Below are 17,309 nucleotides of genomic sequence, written 5' to 3' on the forward strand. Positions count from 1 at the left end.
CGTTCATGCCAACCGGAGTGCGGCTCACGCAGAGCAACCCGCGCGACCCGCGCGCCGTCGCCAAGGACAATGGCGACACCATGAGCCTGCGAGTCGTTCTCGCCGATGACCATGCCCTCGTCCGGCAGGGGTTGGCAGCGCTGCTTCGCAGCGAGCCGGACATCGAGCTGGTCGGTGAGGTTGGTGACGGGGAGGACGCGTTGCAGGTGATCACTGCCTGCAAGCCTGACGTCGCCGTCTTGGATCCCGCCATGCCGGGCGCGAAGCTGCGTCCATTCCGGCGCAATGGACACCCGCTCGTCATGCTCTCGCCCAGGGAGCGGGAGGTGGTTCGTCTCTTATCTCAAGGGCTGCACAGCAAGGAGATCGCCCGAGCCCTGTCAACGAGGATGCTTTGCAAGGAAGCGCTCGCGTAGCAGTTCCTTGCGACGCTGGCTGCGGTCGTTCTCGCCGCTGGAACCTACATTCCGCGCGCTTGACGCGAGCGCATGCCGCACCGCCCGACTGGCGTCGTCGGGCTGGCGCCGGACTGAGTCCGCGAGATCGTCTCCCCCGGCCACGAGTGCTACCCGGCGGGACCAGCGGGATCGGTGTTCGGCAAGACCCGCGGCGAGGGAATCAGATGTCGTTCGGGCCTGGCCAAAACGCGTCCGACAGCACCTGATCGATCTCGTAGGGGCAGCGCGTCGGAAAGACGTCAGGGGGTAACCCGGTCTCCGAAATCGCGTTCTTGCGCGCCAGCGCGTAGTCGCTTTCCAACCGCTCCTTCGCAATGGGCCTCAAACTCGGGCTGTCCTCGATGATTTCAGCGACCTCGGCGCGTGCATTGTCGATCGAGGAGCGCCAACTGCCGCTTCGGCGCTCGGGTTGGAACTGCCATTTGAGCAGGTGCATGACCAGATTTCGCAGATGGCTCCCCAGAGCGCGGCGCTCGCTCTTGCCCAAATCCTCCAACTCCTCGGCGATGTGTGCCGCGTCAATCTCATCAAGCCGGCCCGCACGAAGCAAAGCGGCGTTCTTCATGGCCCAGGCGATCAAATCCTGGTCGTAGTTGCCGATGCCTTCGCGATCTAGCCGATGCTGATGTTGTGCCATGACGATGGATGTGTCCCTGTAAGAGGCTCGCTTGCCAATATGTTGGGGTATTGGTGACCAGTCAAGACTGAGGTTCCCCTGATGCGCTCTACCACGGCATGCCGATTCAGTTCGGGAGACCGTGGCAAGCCTTGCGCGAGGACGTGCTGCCGAGCTTCGGACCGGCGAGCATCGATCGGTATCTTCGGTGTCCTTTGTCTCCAGGACAGAAGCGTCTTACCGCGATCACTGCGAATTCAGCACAGACCCGCGCTTGCGCTGTCCCTAGTCTTGGGGACAGGGCTGTCTAGCGGTGGCGGGCATCTGGGGTGGCGTCGTTTCCTTAATCTTCCACTTGCTTGGTTCGGAATCGCAAAGAACGGGGAGTAAGGATGCGCAAGGCGAGACCTGCCCCCAATCTGCTGGATGGTGTTGCTCAGCAATCTGCTGGATGGTGTTGCTCAGTGAGCACGCTGCGCTTGAGCTGGCGCCTTCGCTCCTGCGAGTTTGGGAAGCCTGACTGGCGCTTACCTATCCATTCTCCAGCGACCCGCCTCGCTTATCTCAAACAAATCTCAAACTCCCTCTTCGGCCCCTCTTCGCGCGCTCTCGCGTCTTCGGTCCGGCTCGAGACCGACATGCACAGATTCCCGCGGTTGGTGTCCCCAACCAACAGACGCCAGACGGCGCTGCCGAGCGCGCAACGCCTGACCCAATGATCGCCGACCTTACCGCAAGGCACCCGTCGCGAACTTCGCCGCTGACCTCCGCCGGATCAACCCCAGGCAACCAACGACCGACACCCCCTCGCGGAAAGACACAGGTCCGCGCGCTCGACGGCTGCCCTCTCGCATGAAACCGGCCGGCGCAAGCCAAAGCCCGCCCCAATGCCAATGATTGACCGACGCAGGTTGCTGCTATCCAGCCCTACGGCGGATAATGCGGCGGTCTTATCCCGAGAGCGAGATCACCAGCAACGCATGACTTCCGAACGACTTCTACTGAGCGGCGACGACGCCGTCGCCCTCGCGGCACTTCACGCGGGCGTGAGACTCGGGACGGGATACCCGGGCACGCCTTCCACGGAAATCCTCGAAACCTTCGACCAGCTCGGCGGCCGGGCACAGTGGTCGCCCAACGAGAAGGTGGCCCTGGAGGTTGGCATGGGCACCGCCTTTGCCGGCGCCCGCACCCTGGTCACCATGAAGCACGTCGGGCTCAATGTCGCGGCCGACCCGCTGTTCACGGCGGCCTACACGGACATCGAGGGCGGACTCATCATCGTCTCGGCGGACGATCCCGGCATGGCATCCAGCCAGAACGAGCAGGACAACCGCCACTACGCGCAGGCCGCGGCCCTGCCGATGCTGGAGCCGATCGACTCCCAGCAGGCCTACGACTTCACCTGGCTGGGCTTCGAGATTTCGGAGCGCTGGAAGATCCCGGTGATCCTGCGCCTGACGACCCGCGTCTGCCACTCAAAGACGATCGTGCACCCGCGGGGCGCGGCGGCAGAGACGCCAGAGCCTGCGTTTCAGCGCAACATCCCGTCCAGGGTCATGATCCCGGCCTATGCCAAGCCGGCCCACCACCGTTTGCGCCAGAAGATCGCGGAGATCGCGGCCTGGAACGCGGCAGAGGGTCCGATCCGGCTCGACGAGGGCAGTCCGGCGCTGGGGATCGTCGCGACGGGTATCGCCGCCGTGCATGCCCGCGAGGCAGCACCCGAGGCGCGCCAGCTGACCATCGGACTGACCTATCCATTGCCCATGGAGCGCATCCGCGCCTTCGCCGAGGGCGTCGAGCGACTGGTGGTCATCGAGGAGGGCGACCCGGTGCTGCTCGACACCCTGCGTGCCGCCGGCCTCCCGGCCGAGGGCAAGCCCGAGATGTACCGCTTCGGCGAGCTGAACGTCGCTCGGGTGCGACGCATTCTCGCCGGCGACGTCAGCCCGGAGCCCGTCCCACCGAAGGGCAAGCCGCCGGAGCTTTGCCAAGGCTGCTCGCACCGCAGTGTCTTTCAGGTGCTCAAGGATCTCGACTGCATCGTGGCCGGCGACATCGGCTGCTACACACTTGGCGTGCTGCCGCCCTTCTCGGCGATGGACACCTGCGTCTGCATGGGCGCGAGCATCGGCGTCGGCCTGGGCATGCGTCACGTCCTGCCCGAAGACCAGGCGCGCCGCGTGGTCAGCGTCATTGGCGATTCCACCTTCGTCCACTCGGGGATCACCGGCCTCGCCGAGATGGTCTACAACCCGCCCGCGACCGGGCATCTGGTGCTGATCCTGGACAACGGCACCACGGCCATGACCGGACAGCAGGAGCATCCGGGCACCGGACGGCTGCTCGACCACTCGCCGACGGGCAAGATCAGCTTCGAGGCACTCGCCGAGGCCATGGGGGTCCAGAACGTCCATGTGGTGAGCGCGCAAGACAAGGAGCAGTCCCTTCAGGACTTGATCGCAGGCCTCCTCGCCAAACCTGAAACCTCGCTGGTGGTGACCCGGCAGCCGTGCGTGCTGGCGGCGCCCAAGATTCGTTTCTACGAAAAAGCGGCCGCGGAGCAGGCGTCTGAAACGCACTGCCCGGCGGAAACGGCGGACTGACAGAGCTGAACGCATGACCAAGGTGAAAAACGTAGTGATTGCCGGACTCGGCGGTCAGGGTGTCCTCAAGGCATCCGATATCCTGGCCGATGCGGCCTTCCGCGCCGGGTTCGACGTCAAGAAGAGTGAGCTGCACGGCATGAGCCAGCGGGGCGGATCGGTCAGCAGCGACGTGCGCTTCGGCGACCGGGTGCTGAGCCCGATGGTACCGCCGGGTGAGGCGGACGTGCTGCTGGTGCTGGAAGAGACCCAGATCGAGATCAACCGACCGACCCTGAAGCCGGGCGGCGTGCTGATCGGGCCGGATGTCCTGAACGCCGCGGCCCTCAAGAACAAGAAGAGCCTCAATGTCGCGCTTCTGGGGGCGGTTTCGACGGTCCTGGACATCCCCGAGGAGCAGTGGCTCGCGGCCATGTACGCCAACCTCGCTGAAAAGCTCCACACCATCAACGAACAGGCATTCGCGCTCGGACGCTCCGCCGCGATCGAGCGCAAGGCTGCCGACCAGTAGAACGAGGACATCCCATGCTGACTGAGCTCTGGAACGACGCCGAGGGCGGGTTCCACCCCGCCAGCGCACCCGACTTTCTCCCCGGGCGTGCACTCCAAGAGGTCCAGCTGAGGCGGTTGCGGGCGGTCGTGGCGCGCGCCTATCAGAATGTGGAGCTGTTCCGCGACCGCATGGAGGAGCGCGGTCTGACGCCGGACTCGATCCAGTCGCTTGAGGACATCCAGCAGCTGCCGTTCACGGTGAAGACGGATCTGCGCGACACCTACCCCTTTGGCCTCTTCGCCAGTCCGATGGCAGACGTCGTGCGGCTGCACGCCTCCTCCGGCACCACGGGCAAGCCGATCGTGGTCGCCTACACACGCGAGGACGTGGACGTCTGGGCCGAGGTCATGGCGCGGACGCTGGCCTCCTGCGGACTCCACCGCGGCGACATCCTGCAGAACGCCTTCGGCTATGGGCTCTTCACCGGCGGGCTTGGCGCACACTATGGCGGCGAGACGCTCGGGGCGACGGTCATCCCGATCTCCGGCGGCAACACCGACCGACAGATCATGCTCATCCGGGACTTCAGCGTCACCGCGCTCTGCTGCACCCCGAGCTACTTCACCCACATGATCGAGCGCGCGCGCGAGTTGGACGTCGACCTGCGCAACCTGCCCCTGCGTGTCGGCATCTTCGGCGCTGAACCCTGGACCGACGGGATGCGCCGGCACATCGAGGCCGAGGCCGGCATCAAGGCCTACGACATCTATGGGCTGTCCGAGATCATCGGCCCCGGCGTCGCCAGCGAGTGCTCGACCCAAGAGGGCCTGCACATCTTCGAGGACCATTTCTATCCCGAGATCATCGACCCGGAGACGGGCGAGGCCCTGCCGGACGGGCAGGAGGGCGAACTGGTGCTGACGACGCTGAGCAAGAAGGCGATGCCCATGATCCGCTACCGGACCCGCGACATCACCTCGCTCATCACCGAGCCCTGCGCCTGCGGACGCACACTGCGACGCATGCGACGCATCGGCCGACGCTCGGACGACATGTTCATCATCCGCGGCGTCAACGTCTTTCCATCCCAGGTGGAGGCGGCGCTGCTGCAGGTCGAAGGGACCCTGCCGCACTATCAGATCATCCTCACGCGCGATCAGGGCCTGGACCGCATGGCGGTCGAGGTCGAGGTCACACCCGAGGTCTTCAGCGACAAGATCAAGGCGCTGGAGGAGGTCCGCGCGCGGCTCGCGCAGGCGATCGAGCATATCCTTGGCATTCGGGTGGAGCTGCGACTCGTCGAGCCGCGCAGCATCGCGCGCAGCGAGGGCAAGGCGAAGCGAGTGATCGATCGGCGGAATGACTGAGGGCAGTTGGCAGTTGGCAGTTGGCAGTTGGCAGTTGGCAGCTGCCGACCTCGGCAGCCGCTTGGGGATTCCTGGCGTGGGTTGAACGCCTGCGCTCCTTGCGCCTCTGTGATTCGAATGCTCTTTTACGAGGACTCTAGACTATGAAACTGCAGCAGCTCTCTCTGTTCCTCGAAAACCGGCCGGGACGCTTGGGCGCGCCCCTGGAGGCGATCGCGGCGGAGGGCATCAATATTCTGACCCTGTCACTGGCCGATACCGCCCAGTTCGGAATTCTGCGGCTCATCGTCCGCGAGTGGGACAAGGCCAAGCAGGTCCTCGAGGATGCCGGCTGGGTGGTGAACCTCACCGAGGTGGTCGCCGTCGATCTGCTCGACCGACCCGGCGGCCTGGCCGAGGCGCTCAAGATCCTGGAGGCCGCCAATCTCAACATCGAGTACATGTACGCCTTCTCGTTGCGCCGTGGCGACAAGGCGATCCTCATCTTCCGCTTCGAGGATCCGGATCGCGCCATTCAGGTTCTGCTCGACAACGGCCTGCACGTGGTCGATGGCGACGAGCTGATGAGCTTCGTGCCCTAGACAGGAATCCCAGGGCATGTCGGCATTCATCGGAAACCTCGAGCGGCCGGACCAATACCCCATCTGGGACGAGCCGGCGGAAACCCTCCCGCGCGCTGAGCTGGAAAGGCTCCAGCTGGAACGCCTGCGCGACCTGGTCGTGCGCATCTCGCGCGTGCCGTTCTATCGCGACCAGCTCAACCACCGGGACATCGGACCGCAGAACATTCGCTCGCTCGCGGACGTCCGCAAGCTGCCGTTCACGACCAAGGCCGACATGCGCCGCCAGCATCCGCTCGGACTGCTGGCCGTCCCGCGCAAGTCCCTGGCACGCATCCACGGCTCATCCGGGACCACCGGCAAACCCACCTTCGTCGCCTATACGGCCAAGGATCTCGAAACTTGGTCCACGCTCTGCGCCCGTTTCCTGGTGGCCGGCGGCGTGAAGCCAGAGCACACCGCTCAGGTCGCCTTCGGCTATGGCCTCTTCACCGGCGGCTTCGGCCTGCACTATGGCCTGGAGCGCGTGGGCACGACCGTCATTCCGGCCGCCGCGGGCAACACCCGACGCCAGATCGAGATCATGCGCGACCTCGCCCCAGAGGTGCTGATCTGCACCCCAAGCTACGCGCTGACCATCGCCGACGGCGCACGTGAGCTGGGTATCGACCCACGCGCCCTGCCCATCCGCATCGGCCACTTCGGCGGCGAGCCCTGGACCGAGGACATGCGCCGCGAGATCGAGGACGCGCTGGATATCGCCGCCTTCAACAACTACGGGCTGTCCGAGGTCATCGGCCCCGGCGTGAGCGGGGAGTGCCCGGCGCGCGCCGGGATGCATATCCAGGAGGACCATTTCCTGGTCGAGTGCCTGGACCCAGAGAGCCTCGAGCCGGTGCCGGAGGGCGAGCCAGGGGAGCTGGTCATCACCACGCTGACCCGCGAGGCAATGCCCATGGTGCGCTACCGTACCCGCGACATCGCCCGGCTCTACCGCGAACCCTGCGCCTGCGGTCGCACCACCATGCGCATGAGCCGCGTCACCGGGCGAACGGACGACATGCTGATCATCCGCGGCGTGAACGTCTTCCCGTCGCAGATCGAGGAGGCACTCCTGCGCGTCGAGGGCACCACGCCGCACTATCTGATCGAGGTGAGCCGCCCGGCGACGCTGGACGAGGTCCACGTCAAGGTCGAGATCCACCCCGAGATCTTCTCCGACCGCATGGACCGCATGCAGACGCTGTGCGAGCGCATCAGCCGCGAGATCCAGGCCGTCGCCGGCATTCGCGCCCATGTCGACCTGGTGGAGCCGCGCAGCATCGAGCGCTTCGTCGGCAAGGCCAAACGGGTTCTGGACAAACGCGGAGTGTCCGAACAGGAATCCTGAGCCGATACCTGGGTCCAAAGCCATCAATCGCCTCACGCATGGCGATCCCTTCCCACTGAACCTTTGACCAACTACTAAGGAAACAAGAATGAGAAATCGCCTGCCTGGCTCCAAGCTCAGCCTCAGCCTGGGGCTGACCGCCGCCCTGATCGTCGCGTCGAGCCTTACGGCCGCTCTCGCCAGCGACGACGGGCTTTACATCGAGACCATCAATCGCAGCAAGGGCTTGACGGGCGAGACACCGCGCGAGGACATCAGTAAGACCTATGTCGCCCACGACAAGATGAAGGTCGTGAGTTCGGACCCCCAGGGGTCGGACATGATCCTCGACCCGGCCACCGGGACCATGACCTTCCTCAATGACGCGGCCAAGGAGTACTACCAGATCAATGCGAAGAGCATGATGGAAGGGATGTCGCAACCGGGCATGGATCAGATGCGCGCCATGCTGGAACAGAACAAAGTCAGCGTCGAGAAGACCGACGAGACGCAGAAGATCAATGACTGGAACTGCCGGAAGTACCTGGTTCACAAGACCGGCATGATGGAGATCGAGCAGGAGATCTGGGCCACCGAGGACGTCGACATCGACCTGCAGCGCTACACGGATCTCATGAGCATGTCCGGCCCGGCCGGCCTCTTGGGCGATTCTCCCGCGGCCAAGGCGCAGCGCGAGGAAATGGACAAGGTCAAGGGCTACCCCATCTTGACCAAGGCCAAGATGCAGATGATGGGCGCGAACATGGAGACCGAGAGCGAGGTGAAGGTCATCCGCAAAGAGCCCATGGCGGCGGATTTCTTCGAGATTCCCGAGGGATACGCACAGAAGGAAATGGGCATGCCTGGCGGGGCGGGCGAACATCCGCCAGCACCGGGCCACTGAGTCCGATAGGACCCTCGGAGATCGGCGATTGCTGAACAAGGCATCGCCGATCCCGCACGCCGACTAGCCTCGCTTTCACGCAATGAGCATCCAGACCACGCTGCCCGCGGGCATCCGCCGCCTCAGCCTGGGCTCGCCCGCTAGGGGCCGCTGAGCACCAGCTCCGCCCGGATCCGCTGGCGATCATGCTTACCAGAATCGAGCAGCGGCAGCTCGCGCAAACGTCGAAAGACCCGCGGACGCTCCGCGCTCTGCAAGTGACGCCGGCACCACTGTTCCAGGCCCGACGCGTCGATCTCCCCGCTGAAGACGGCCGCCAGTCGATGGCCCCAGACGTCGTCGTCGAGACCGAGGACGACGCAGTCACGCACTCCAGGCACCCCCGTAAGCAACTGCTCGACGCGCCGCAGCGAGACATTGATCCCGCCCACCACTAAGACGTCGTCGGCGCGACCCAGGATGCGTAGCTGCCCATCCGCGGACACGCAGGCGATGTCTGGCGTCTCGAAGCATCCGCGTTGAAGACCCAAACCTGGACGACGCGCGGGATTCGCATAGCCGGCCATCAGCGTTCGACCCTTAACCTTCAAGCGCATGGAGGCGCCAGTCTCGCACGGCCGCGCGTCGACCTCGACGCCCTCGAGCAGGCGCCCAGCGAGGGCGGTATCCATCCCCTGCCCCGTCAGCGTCGTCGTGGTCGCGATCTGCGAGGCCGTCTCCGTCATCCCATAGGTGAGGTGCAGCGGCCAACCGCGCTCGACGGCGCGCCGCGCCAGCGTCTCGCTGAGCGCCTGTCCACCGACCAGCAGCACCCGCAACCGTGGCGGCGGGGAGACGCCAAGCTCCAGTAATCGGGCGAGCATCGGTGGAACCAGCGAGACATGGGTCACCGGCGAGTCGCAGAGCCCTCGACCCACGGCCTGCGCATCGAATCCGTCATACAGCCGCACCGCCGCTCCGGCCAGTGCGCACCGGTATCCGATCGAGACGCCGCCGATGTGACTTTGCCGCAAACAGGCGAGCCACAGATCCCCCGCCCCCAGCCCGAGTCTGGCATTCGTCGCTTGGGCAGAGGCCAGGAGGTTGTCCGCGGTCAGCATCACCACCTTCGGCGTGCCAGTGCTTCCGCTCGTCTTGATCAAGAGACTGATTCTCGCGTCGCCGCACCGCGCCGCGCTCTGGGGGACGTCGCTGATGCCCCGCAAATGCCCAGACTCCGGGAGCCATCGCCACTCCGCGCCAGTCAGGCGCGCAAGCTCCTCGACCTCCATGCGGGCGAGGTCCGCCCGAAACGGAAAGAGGATCGCGCCGAAACGCGCAAGACTGTGCTGCATGAGGAGCAGTTCCAACGCCGGCGCATCCGGCACCATGACGACCTGGCCCGGTAAGAGACCAAGAGCGCCAAGCACGAATACCCGATCTTGGACGCGCGCCTTGAGTGTGCGGTAGTCGAGCCGTCTCCCCTGGTAGAGGACAGCGTTGTTAGGACCGTCGCACCAAGGGGCGTCGGCGAACGCAGGACTGACGATCATGAGACGGCGACAAAGGCGGCGTAGGCTTCCCGTCACGACCTCAGCCGTGACGGGAAACCCGCTGACTTACCAGCGAACCTCGAAGACACAGCTTGGGGCACCAGTGGCGTGACAGGCGACCTCTGTCACGACGGTCTTGGCGTTGACAAGCTCGCGGAAGAGCCGCTCGAAGGTCCCGACATAGAAGTCGCAGAGCGGCTGGTCGGCGGATGCGCCACGGCAGAGCAGTGAGTCCTGAATGGTGATCTTCGGCGGATAGCTCGGATCCGCGTCGAAGACGCCGGTGCCGACGAAGGTCCAGGCATTGCCCCGAATCGCCTTGAGCAGGGTCTTGCTCGCCAACTTGGACGGGAGACGTTTGAGGATGAACTGCGCCGGACGCGGGATACGGTTGGCGAGCAAATAATCGCCTGTGCGCCGTCCGGCATCGCGAGCGATCGGACGGGCCTCGGCGACCCCAAGCTGATCTCGCAAGGCTGCTTGCAGCGCGATCACCTCTTGCTCGTCGACCATCTCCGTCGGCAGCTGATCGAGATAGCCTTTCAGGCCGGCGGCCTCGAATACGGTCTCCACGACGTCCTCGCCGCGACTCGCCCGCAAGGCCTCGGCGACACGAATGATGGCGTTGGGGCCGACGCGCCCCGCGTTCGCTGCCTGACTCACGTCGACACTCGAAAGCGCCACTGGCTGCTTCCCCAATCGACCAGAGTGTCCGGGCCGCCGCACAGGCCGCGCAAGAGATAGCGACCCTGCGGGGTCACACGAATGCCGTCGTCCGAGACTTCGACGAGACCATGCTCGGCTTCTTTACACAAACGGTCGTACTCCTTATCGAGATCGGCGGCCGAGCTGGCCGGTAACTGCAGATTGCACATGAGGTAAAGAATGGCCTCCCGGCGTTTGCGATCCGTCGCCGTCATACGGCGTCCCCAGGCAATCGGAAACTCACCGTTGTTGAGACGTCTTTGCCACTGCCGCAGGTCCGGGTCGTTCTGCACCAGCGCATCGCCGACTTCGCCGATGCCGCTCGGCCCAAAGGCGAGCACCTGGTTCGCCGGCATGGGGGTATAGCCGATGGCATTGCGATAGAGCTGCCCCTTCGCTTGGGCGCCGAAGAGTTCGTCATCCTCGCGCACGAAGACATCCAGCCCGACCCAGCGATACCCTGCCTCGGTGAAGACGCGGACGGCGCTATGGAACAAGGCAAGCTTTTCGCTGGCGGACGGCAGGTGGGCGGTATCGATGGCGTGCTGGTGCGGCCGGCTGGATGGGTCGTGGGCATAGCTAAAGCAGGCGACACGGTCTGGCCCGAGATCGAGCACTTGATCGAGCGTCGCCTGGAAGCTAGACGGGGTCTGGAAGGGCAGGCCGTAGACCAGGTCGAGGTTGATGCTCTCGAATCCAGTTGCACGCGCGGTCAGAAAAACGTCCCTGACCATATTGAGCGACTGCACCCGCCCGATCGCGCGCTGCACATCGTTGTTGAGGTCCTGGACGCCGAAGCTGATACGCCGGAACCCCAGCCCATACAGCAGCTCGAGCTGACCGACGGACGCTCGGCGTGGATTGCACTCGATGGAGGTACAGGCGTTGGGCGCCAGAACGAAGTGACGCTCGACGATCTCCATCAGCCGCGCCAACTGCGGCTCGTTGAGATGATTGGGCGTTCCGCCACCGACATGGAGCTGTTGGATCTGGCGACCACGACCGATCCGCTCCGTCACCAACTCCATTTCGTGATCGAGTGCGTCGAGGTACTGATCGACCTTCTCGATACTATGGGTGACCGTGGTCGTGCAGGCGCAATAGAGACAACGGACGTGGCAGAAAGGAACATGGACGTAGACTGCAAGGGGATCCTCGACACGCTTCGCGAGGCATTCCAACACGGCAACATACTGTGCGTCCGTGAAGGTCTCATCTCCCACAAGACCGGTTGTCGGCATCGCGCAACCATGGGTCGAGTGACCATACCGCTCGAGTAGCTCAAGAGGAAGGCTCGGAGGAAGTGGAGGCGCCATAGATGTCACCCGCCTAGTCTGATTGAAGCTGTATCTTGCGGACGCCGGTAAGGTTGCGCCCACCCTGTCGAGGCCCACCGGTGCGATTCGGGGACAGTCGCCTCTCTTCTTATCATCGGTCTCCCAGAAGGGCTTGCCCGAGGCTGCGGGCTCTGGCATCCCGACCAACAGCCAGAGGATCATCGTACGCTGCCAGAGCCAGGTCAGGATAAGGCATGGCGGGGAGGCGCTTCTGAGCGTCGCTACACAGCCTCGTCCTTGATTCCGGGGGACTCGAAGAAGCACTAGCGAACCGTGGACCCGCTGGCATCACAGCTGGTATCCAAGAAGTATACTGATACTGGCTACGAACCTCCACAACCGCTCGGAGTTTACTGGAAAGTTCCCCGAAAACGCGAGAAGTGTACAGCCTGCAGACAGCCGACTGACGGGGCCTCGATCGTCGCACGCGGCTCCATCAAAGGCCGGAGACGGCCCTGGCGCTGACTCCCTGCAGAGAACATCGCTCAGAGGGCAGTCTGCCCATCGTCTTCTCCGCCGATGAGCGCGCAGGGGTGCGGACCGAAGATTTGCCCAGGTTATCCGGTGGCGCATCGTCGTTCTTAGAGGATCCCGGCTCTCGCGAAGGCAACGCCCAAGCCCAGAGAGCCTCGTCCGGCAAGGGAAGCACGAGGAACCAATGCTCAAGAATGGCTAATGCGAGAAGCGTCGCGAGCAAGATCAGACCCACGATCTGCGCTCCATCGACCCCCGGGGTCATGGCCTTGAGCACGATCAGAACCGCGATCACCGTGGCTGCGGTCACGGAGACGGGAAACAGCAAGTTCATCGACCGCTTGGCCATATAGGTCTTGAGATAGCGCAAGTGCTCCGGAAGCCACTCCTCATTGAGGTTCGGAACGCCGAGGAAGAGATTGAGCTTCGCGCTCCAGCGCATCAACCACAGAATGATGAAGGTCCAGGTGCCGACCTGATTCGGCTCCTCCCAGGAGATCAGTACCATGAAGAGCACTGTGCTCAGAATGGCGAGTTCATGATAGAGGCTCGTCAAGATCGCCAATCCGAAGCGCTTCCATTTCGAGCAGACTGGCGGACAGGGGCTCTTGCGCGGCCCAGTCACGAAGCCCGTGAAGTAGCTCATCTCCAGGACGCCCCAGATCACAACGCCGCAGGAAAAGGCTGCATAGGCGGCAAACGGGGTCATGGACGCACTGCTCACCACCAACCCGAAGATCGCGATCGCCAAGACAACGGTGCCGCCAAGCAGGGTCCAGCGAAAGGTTCGCCCTGGAAGGTTGTCGAGATAGAGCACGACCCCGGTGCTGAACCACCATAGCCCGAGGCCGTACAGGATTGGAAAACCGAACTCAGACATGGACTAGATCCGACTCCCAAGCAGATAGCAACCTGAGCATCTGCGATCCAGGGTTGAATAGATCGCGATCCTCCGTCTACATGACGTCTGATCTCGGTCGCGAATAGACAGCGGCATCCGCGCAGAGCCCGCGCGGCGGATCGCCTAGCGGGCGGCGGCGGGCACCGACAGCAGCTCGGCAAAAGCCGCTTGGTTGGTTTCACCGAAGGCGCGCAGGTCGAGGAGGATTCCTGTCACGGGATCCTCAAGGGTGTAGTCCCCGCTCTCCCGGAGCGCGAGGCGGAAAGGCTCCGACAAGGGTGCGTCATACCCCCGACGCTGCCGCGCCAGACTTCTGAGTACACCGCGAATGAAGCCTTCACTACCCGCCGGCAAGGTCTGTATCACTTCGCCCGTCGCAACGTCGGTGACCGCCATGGATCCATCGGTCTGCTCGAGGAAAGCAATGTCCCTCGCCTGAACCTCGGCCGTCACTGGCGCTTGCGGCATCATGAATCCGGTCAGGCGGGCAACCGAAATCATGATGATGGTAAAGCCCAACAACGCCGCAACAGCAATCAGAACGCCCTTTGGAAAGGGGCGTCCACCAAATGCATCACTCACAGGAAAGACCTCGTCAGGAAAGTGGCTCGCCCTCGGAGGCCAACCTGGGCTCCGACACGACACGCGGTGGCAAATCAGTCGTTTGCGACTCATCTTCCACCTCGCTCGCATAGGACTCGAGCGCCCCAGCGAGAATCGCCGCAACCTTGGCCGCATCCGGAATCGCGCGCAGCATCGGCTGGGGCGGCGAGAAGTGCCAGGGACGCGCATGCGGCCAGAAGATCATGTAAGAAGGCTTGGCCGATGACGCCAGAAGCAGCGGAATATCCCCGGTGCCGTCTTCATAGACCCTGAGATCCGCGGACCTGATCTGCTTGAAAGGCAGGTTCATCATCATGGGAAGCGCAACCCCAATCCGCATGACCAGGCGTTGGCTCGTGATGGTGTAGACGCTCGACCGAGCCATCGCCCAAGCAAGTAGGACTAAGGCACCGATGGAGACGCCGGCCAGCACCAACATCCATGAAAGGCTTGAAAGGACGCTCGCCATGGACAGGCCATCAGACCAGTCCACAGCGATCGCCAGGACCTCGAGCACCACGAAATAGATCGCGATCTTCCGAACATGAAAGGCCCGCCGCGCAAGGGCTCCCCAGCGCGGCGCGCCCTGCCAAAGCAGTTCCTCACCAGGAGGAAGCTGCTCTGGCAAGCCCTTGATAGGCTCGAAGTCGTATTCCTTCACAACAAAGGACCGGCACGCTCTTCAGTGGCGTAGAGCTTACCGCCAGCATAGTAGGCACAGACCTTGTCTTCCTCGTAGAGGGTGATCTGATCCGGCTTGGCCAAGCCTGGCACGTTCGCGAAGTGAGCGGCCTTGATGGCAGCGACCTTGATGGTGCGGGCCTTCTTGTTGAAGCGGCAGAAGTTGATCGGCAGCAGGGTCTGCTTGCCACCCGATGCGGCCTTCATCTCCAGATAGCGGATCTGAGGCTCCGAGCGATCGACCCAGACATCGGTCACGGCACCGGCGACTTCACCGTCCAGACCAAGGACCGTCATGCCGCGCGGATCCGGCTCACCCTCGGCGATGCTGAAATCGGTCGCGACGCGCAGCGGCACGATCTTCGGCACTCCGTCGATGGTGAGGTCGCAATGCTTGGCGCGATCCGGCGAGGCCGCGGGACCGAAGCCGGAAAGCATCGGATCGCCGACCGGATCGAAGGGCGCACCTGGGAAAGGCGCGGAAGGCGTCGCGTTCACCTTGGCCATCGCCTCCTGACGCGGCGCCTGGAGGGTACCCGCGTTGTGCGGAAGAATGAAGGTCTTAGGCTTGGCGAGAACCGGGAAACCGACGACCTTCACGCGACCACCGGACATCTCGGTGCGGTCCGAGTCGAGCGGATAACCCTCTCGCTTATCTTCCTGGCGAAGATAATAGATGAGCCCAGCAAAAAAGAACCAGAACGCCCAAATCGTCAATTGGGCAACGTCCATATAGTCAGTGATGGCAGCAGACATGATGTAACCTCCGTAGGACAAATGGCTAGCCAGGTAAGCCAGCTAGACCGTTACGCGGTGACCGCCGTGGACCGAATCCATTCGCTGTTCACGCGAAGGGGCCATTGGCGACCAGCGTGGCGAAAAACAAAACGATCTCAGTGCTATAGACGACTCCATAGCTGGTGTCAGAACCGGGCGATGCCGGGTCAACAAACCCTGCCAAGCACACGGCGGATGCGTCGCAACCACCTGCCTCCTCTCAGGGCCATCACCACAGCCGGAGCCGTGGCCTCCACAGCGCTGAAAAGCGCTCGAACACTCCGCGCCACGATGGTCTCTAGGCGCGGTACTGCAAGGTCTCAGGCCGGCAACAACTCCAGCGCCTGGGACATATAAAACCCGACAGCGATTCGACGCGTCCGCTTTGGTGCCCAGCGACGCAGACAGGGATCGGCGACGATCAAGGATCCGAGCTTCCCAATGCTCACCGGCTCGATGGCCGGGGCACGATCTCCGCGCGGAAAAAAGCGACCCACAGCGTGCATGATCGCCAAAGGAACCGTCTTCGGCGCAAAGGTGAAGAGGATGGATCCGCTCGTCCTCTCCGCGAGCCCCGCCAGCACCTTCACGACGTCCGCAGGGCAATAATGAATGAGCGAGTCCATCGCGACCACATGGTCGAACTGTCCGTGCGCAGGATCGAGCATGTCGCCCGCCTGAAATGTCACGGAACCTTGACCTAGATCAGTCGGCGCACGCTCACGCGCGATCTCGATCAGTGTGGGGGCCACATCAATGGCGACGACCTCGGCCCCGCGGCGGGCCGCCTCGACCGCCAAGGCGCCGGTTCCGCAGCCCGCGTCGAGTAAGCGTTTGCCGCTGAGATCGGCCGGAAGCCAATCAAGGAGTGTACGACGCATGTCGTCTCTCCCGGCACGCACGGTCTCCCGAATCTTACTGACCTTGGCATCCGAGGTCAGCTTGCTCCAGGCGTCTGCGGCGGTGCGGTCGAAATAGGTCTCGATTTCCCCGCGACGTTCTTGATAGGAGGCGTCTTGCATCAATCGAACCCCAGGAAATCGAAAATATCGCGGTCCCGCATCGGCTGGGCGTCCAAGGGCTCAACCCCTTCCCACAGGCGCTCGGCAAGCTGCAGATACTGTTGCTGCGCCTCTTCCAGCCCTGGACCTGGCTCCATCTCGAACAGCGTCGACTTCTTCAAGCGGCTGCGACGGATGATGTCCAGATCGGGCAGATGCGCCAGACGCTTCAGGCCGACGGCCTCGTTGAAGCGGTCGATCTCATCGGTATTGACGCTGCGGTTGGCGATGACACCACCCAAACGGACGCCATAGTGCTTCGATTTGGCGAGAATGGCTGCCGCGATCCGATTCATCGCGAAAATGGAGTCGAAGTCGTTCGCCGTCACGATGAGCGCACGCTCGGCATGCTGCAGTGGTGTCGCGAAGCCGCCGCAGACCACATCACCCAGCACGTCGAAGACCACCACATCGGTGTCCTCGAGCAGATGATGCTGCTTGAGGAGCTTCACGGTCTGGCCCACGACATAGCCACCGCAGCCGGTGCCCGCCGGCGGTCCACCGGCCTCGACACACATGACGCCGTTGTAGCCTTCGTAGACGTAGTCGCTTGGGCGCAACTCCTCGGCGTGGAAATCCACGGACTCGAGAATGTCGATGACCGTCGGCACCAGACACTTGGTCAGGGTGAAGGTCGAGTCGTGCTTCGGATCGCAGCCGATCTGCAGCACACGCTTGCCCAGCTTCGAGAAGGCGACGGACAGATTGGACGAGGTCGTGCTCTTGCCGATGCCGCCCTTGCCGTAGATGGCGAAGACCTTGGCCGTATCGATGCGGATGTCCGGATCGAGCTGGACCTGAACACTCCCCTCACCGTCGGGGTGCTTGGGCAAACTGTTGAACATGTCAGCGGGAAACTCCG

The 17,309-nt window shown here is 63.6% G+C and carries 17 protein-coding genes; 7 read left to right on the top strand and 10 right to left on the bottom strand.

The window, feature by feature from the left end; all coding sequences use genetic code 11:
- Nucleotides 1-5: 5 nt before the first annotated feature.
- Complete coding sequence (locus CKO23_RS05205; RefSeq protein ID WP_242482234.1) at nucleotides 6-416, top strand: response regulator transcription factor; 411 nt, start codon at nucleotides 6-8, stop codon at nucleotides 414-416.
- Nucleotides 417-618: 202 nt separating this feature from the next.
- On the opposite strand, the gene CKO23_RS05210 is transcribed toward CKO23_RS05205, so the two are convergent.
- Complete coding sequence (locus tag CKO23_RS05210; protein WP_200328772.1) at nucleotides 619-1,095, bottom strand: DUF29 domain-containing protein; 477 nt, start codon at nucleotides 1,093-1,095, stop codon at nucleotides 619-621.
- A gap of 959 nt (nucleotides 1,096-2,054) precedes the next feature.
- Between CKO23_RS05210 and CKO23_RS05215 the strand changes: the two genes are divergently transcribed.
- From CKO23_RS05215 to CKO23_RS05240, 6 genes are all read left to right on the top strand, one after another.
- On the top strand, nucleotides 2,055-3,683 hold the full coding sequence (locus tag CKO23_RS05215) for a thiamine pyrophosphate-dependent enzyme (RefSeq protein WP_200328773.1): 1,629 nt from the start codon (nucleotides 2,055-2,057) through the stop codon (nucleotides 3,681-3,683).
- Nucleotides 3,684-3,696: 13 nt separating this feature from the next.
- Nucleotides 3,697-4,194 (top strand): indolepyruvate oxidoreductase subunit beta, encoded by a 498-nt coding sequence (locus CKO23_RS05220; protein ID WP_200328775.1) that lies wholly within the window; start codon nucleotides 3,697-3,699, stop codon nucleotides 4,192-4,194.
- A 14-nt stretch (nucleotides 4,195-4,208) separates the two neighbouring features.
- Complete coding sequence (locus CKO23_RS05225; protein ID WP_200328777.1) at nucleotides 4,209-5,543, top strand: phenylacetate--CoA ligase family protein; 1,335 nt, start codon at nucleotides 4,209-4,211, stop codon at nucleotides 5,541-5,543.
- Between the two features lie 143 nt (nucleotides 5,544-5,686).
- Complete coding sequence (locus CKO23_RS05230) at nucleotides 5,687-6,124, top strand: ACT domain-containing protein (RefSeq protein WP_200328779.1); 438 nt, start codon at nucleotides 5,687-5,689, stop codon at nucleotides 6,122-6,124.
- 16 nt (nucleotides 6,125-6,140) lie between these two features.
- Entirely contained in the window at nucleotides 6,141-7,493 is a 1,353-nt protein-coding gene (locus CKO23_RS05235) for a phenylacetate--CoA ligase family protein (RefSeq protein WP_200328781.1), read from the top strand.
- A gap of 88 nt (nucleotides 7,494-7,581) precedes the next feature.
- The gene (locus CKO23_RS05240; protein WP_200328782.1) at nucleotides 7,582-8,376 is read left to right on the top strand and encodes a DUF4412 domain-containing protein; all 795 of its coding nucleotides are present in this window, start codon (nucleotides 7,582-7,584) and stop codon (nucleotides 8,374-8,376) included.
- 140 nt (nucleotides 8,377-8,516) lie between these two features.
- Here the strand turns inward: CKO23_RS05240 and CKO23_RS05245 are convergent, their stop codons facing one another.
- The 9 genes from CKO23_RS05245 to bchL all read right to left on the bottom strand — a co-directional run bounded on the left by CKO23_RS05245 (nucleotide 8,517) and on the right by bchL (nucleotide 17,292).
- Nucleotides 8,517-9,908, bottom strand: a complete 1,392-nt coding sequence (locus tag CKO23_RS05245; protein WP_200328784.1) for an AMP-binding protein — start codon at nucleotides 9,906-9,908, stop codon at nucleotides 8,517-8,519.
- 66 nt (nucleotides 9,909-9,974) lie between these two features.
- Nucleotides 9,975-10,571, bottom strand: a complete 597-nt coding sequence (bchJ, locus tag CKO23_RS05250; protein WP_200328786.1) for a bacteriochlorophyll 4-vinyl reductase — start codon at nucleotides 10,569-10,571, stop codon at nucleotides 9,975-9,977.
- The gene (hemN, locus tag CKO23_RS05255) at nucleotides 10,568-11,929 is read right to left on the bottom strand and encodes an oxygen-independent coproporphyrinogen III oxidase (RefSeq protein ID WP_200328788.1); all 1,362 of its coding nucleotides are present in this window, start codon (nucleotides 11,927-11,929) and stop codon (nucleotides 10,568-10,570) included. The genes bchJ and hemN overlap by 4 nt, the downstream gene beginning before the upstream one ends.
- A 457-nt stretch (nucleotides 11,930-12,386) precedes the next feature.
- The gene (puhE, locus tag CKO23_RS05260) at nucleotides 12,387-13,304 is read right to left on the bottom strand and encodes a putative photosynthetic complex assembly protein PuhE (protein WP_200328790.1); all 918 of its coding nucleotides are present in this window, start codon (nucleotides 13,302-13,304) and stop codon (nucleotides 12,387-12,389) included.
- Nucleotides 13,305-13,448: 144 nt separating this feature from the next.
- Nucleotides 13,449-13,907: a photosynthetic complex assembly protein PuhC gene (gene puhC / locus CKO23_RS05265; RefSeq protein ID WP_200328792.1), complete on the bottom strand. Its 459-nt coding sequence runs from the start codon at nucleotides 13,905-13,907 to the stop codon at nucleotides 13,449-13,451.
- Nucleotides 13,908-13,920: 13 nt separating this feature from the next.
- Nucleotides 13,921-14,589: a photosynthetic complex putative assembly protein PuhB gene (puhB, locus tag CKO23_RS05270; protein ID WP_200328794.1), complete on the bottom strand. Its 669-nt coding sequence runs from the start codon at nucleotides 14,587-14,589 to the stop codon at nucleotides 13,921-13,923.
- On the bottom strand, nucleotides 14,586-15,365 hold the full coding sequence (puhA, locus tag CKO23_RS05275; RefSeq protein ID WP_200328796.1) for a photosynthetic reaction center subunit H: 780 nt from the start codon (nucleotides 15,363-15,365) through the stop codon (nucleotides 14,586-14,588). Before puhA ends, puhB begins: the two co-directional genes overlap by 4 nt.
- A gap of 341 nt (nucleotides 15,366-15,706) precedes the next feature.
- Nucleotides 15,707-16,408 carry a magnesium protoporphyrin IX methyltransferase gene (gene bchM / locus CKO23_RS05280; protein WP_200328798.1) on the bottom strand — a complete coding sequence of 234 codons (702 nt, stop codon included), beginning with the start codon at nucleotides 16,406-16,408 and terminating at the stop codon, nucleotides 15,707-15,709.
- The gene (gene bchL / locus CKO23_RS05285) at nucleotides 16,408-17,292 is read right to left on the bottom strand and encodes a ferredoxin:protochlorophyllide reductase (ATP-dependent) iron-sulfur ATP-binding protein (protein WP_200328927.1); all 885 of its coding nucleotides are present in this window, start codon (nucleotides 17,290-17,292) and stop codon (nucleotides 16,408-16,410) included. The genes bchM and bchL overlap by 1 nt, the downstream gene beginning before the upstream one ends.
- Between the last annotated feature and the right edge of the window lie 17 nt (nucleotides 17,293-17,309).

It is taken from the genome of Thiocystis violacea (assembly GCF_016583565.1).
In the GTDB taxonomy this organism is placed as follows: Bacteria; Pseudomonadota; Gammaproteobacteria; order Chromatiales; family Chromatiaceae; genus Thiorhodococcus; species Thiorhodococcus violaceus_A.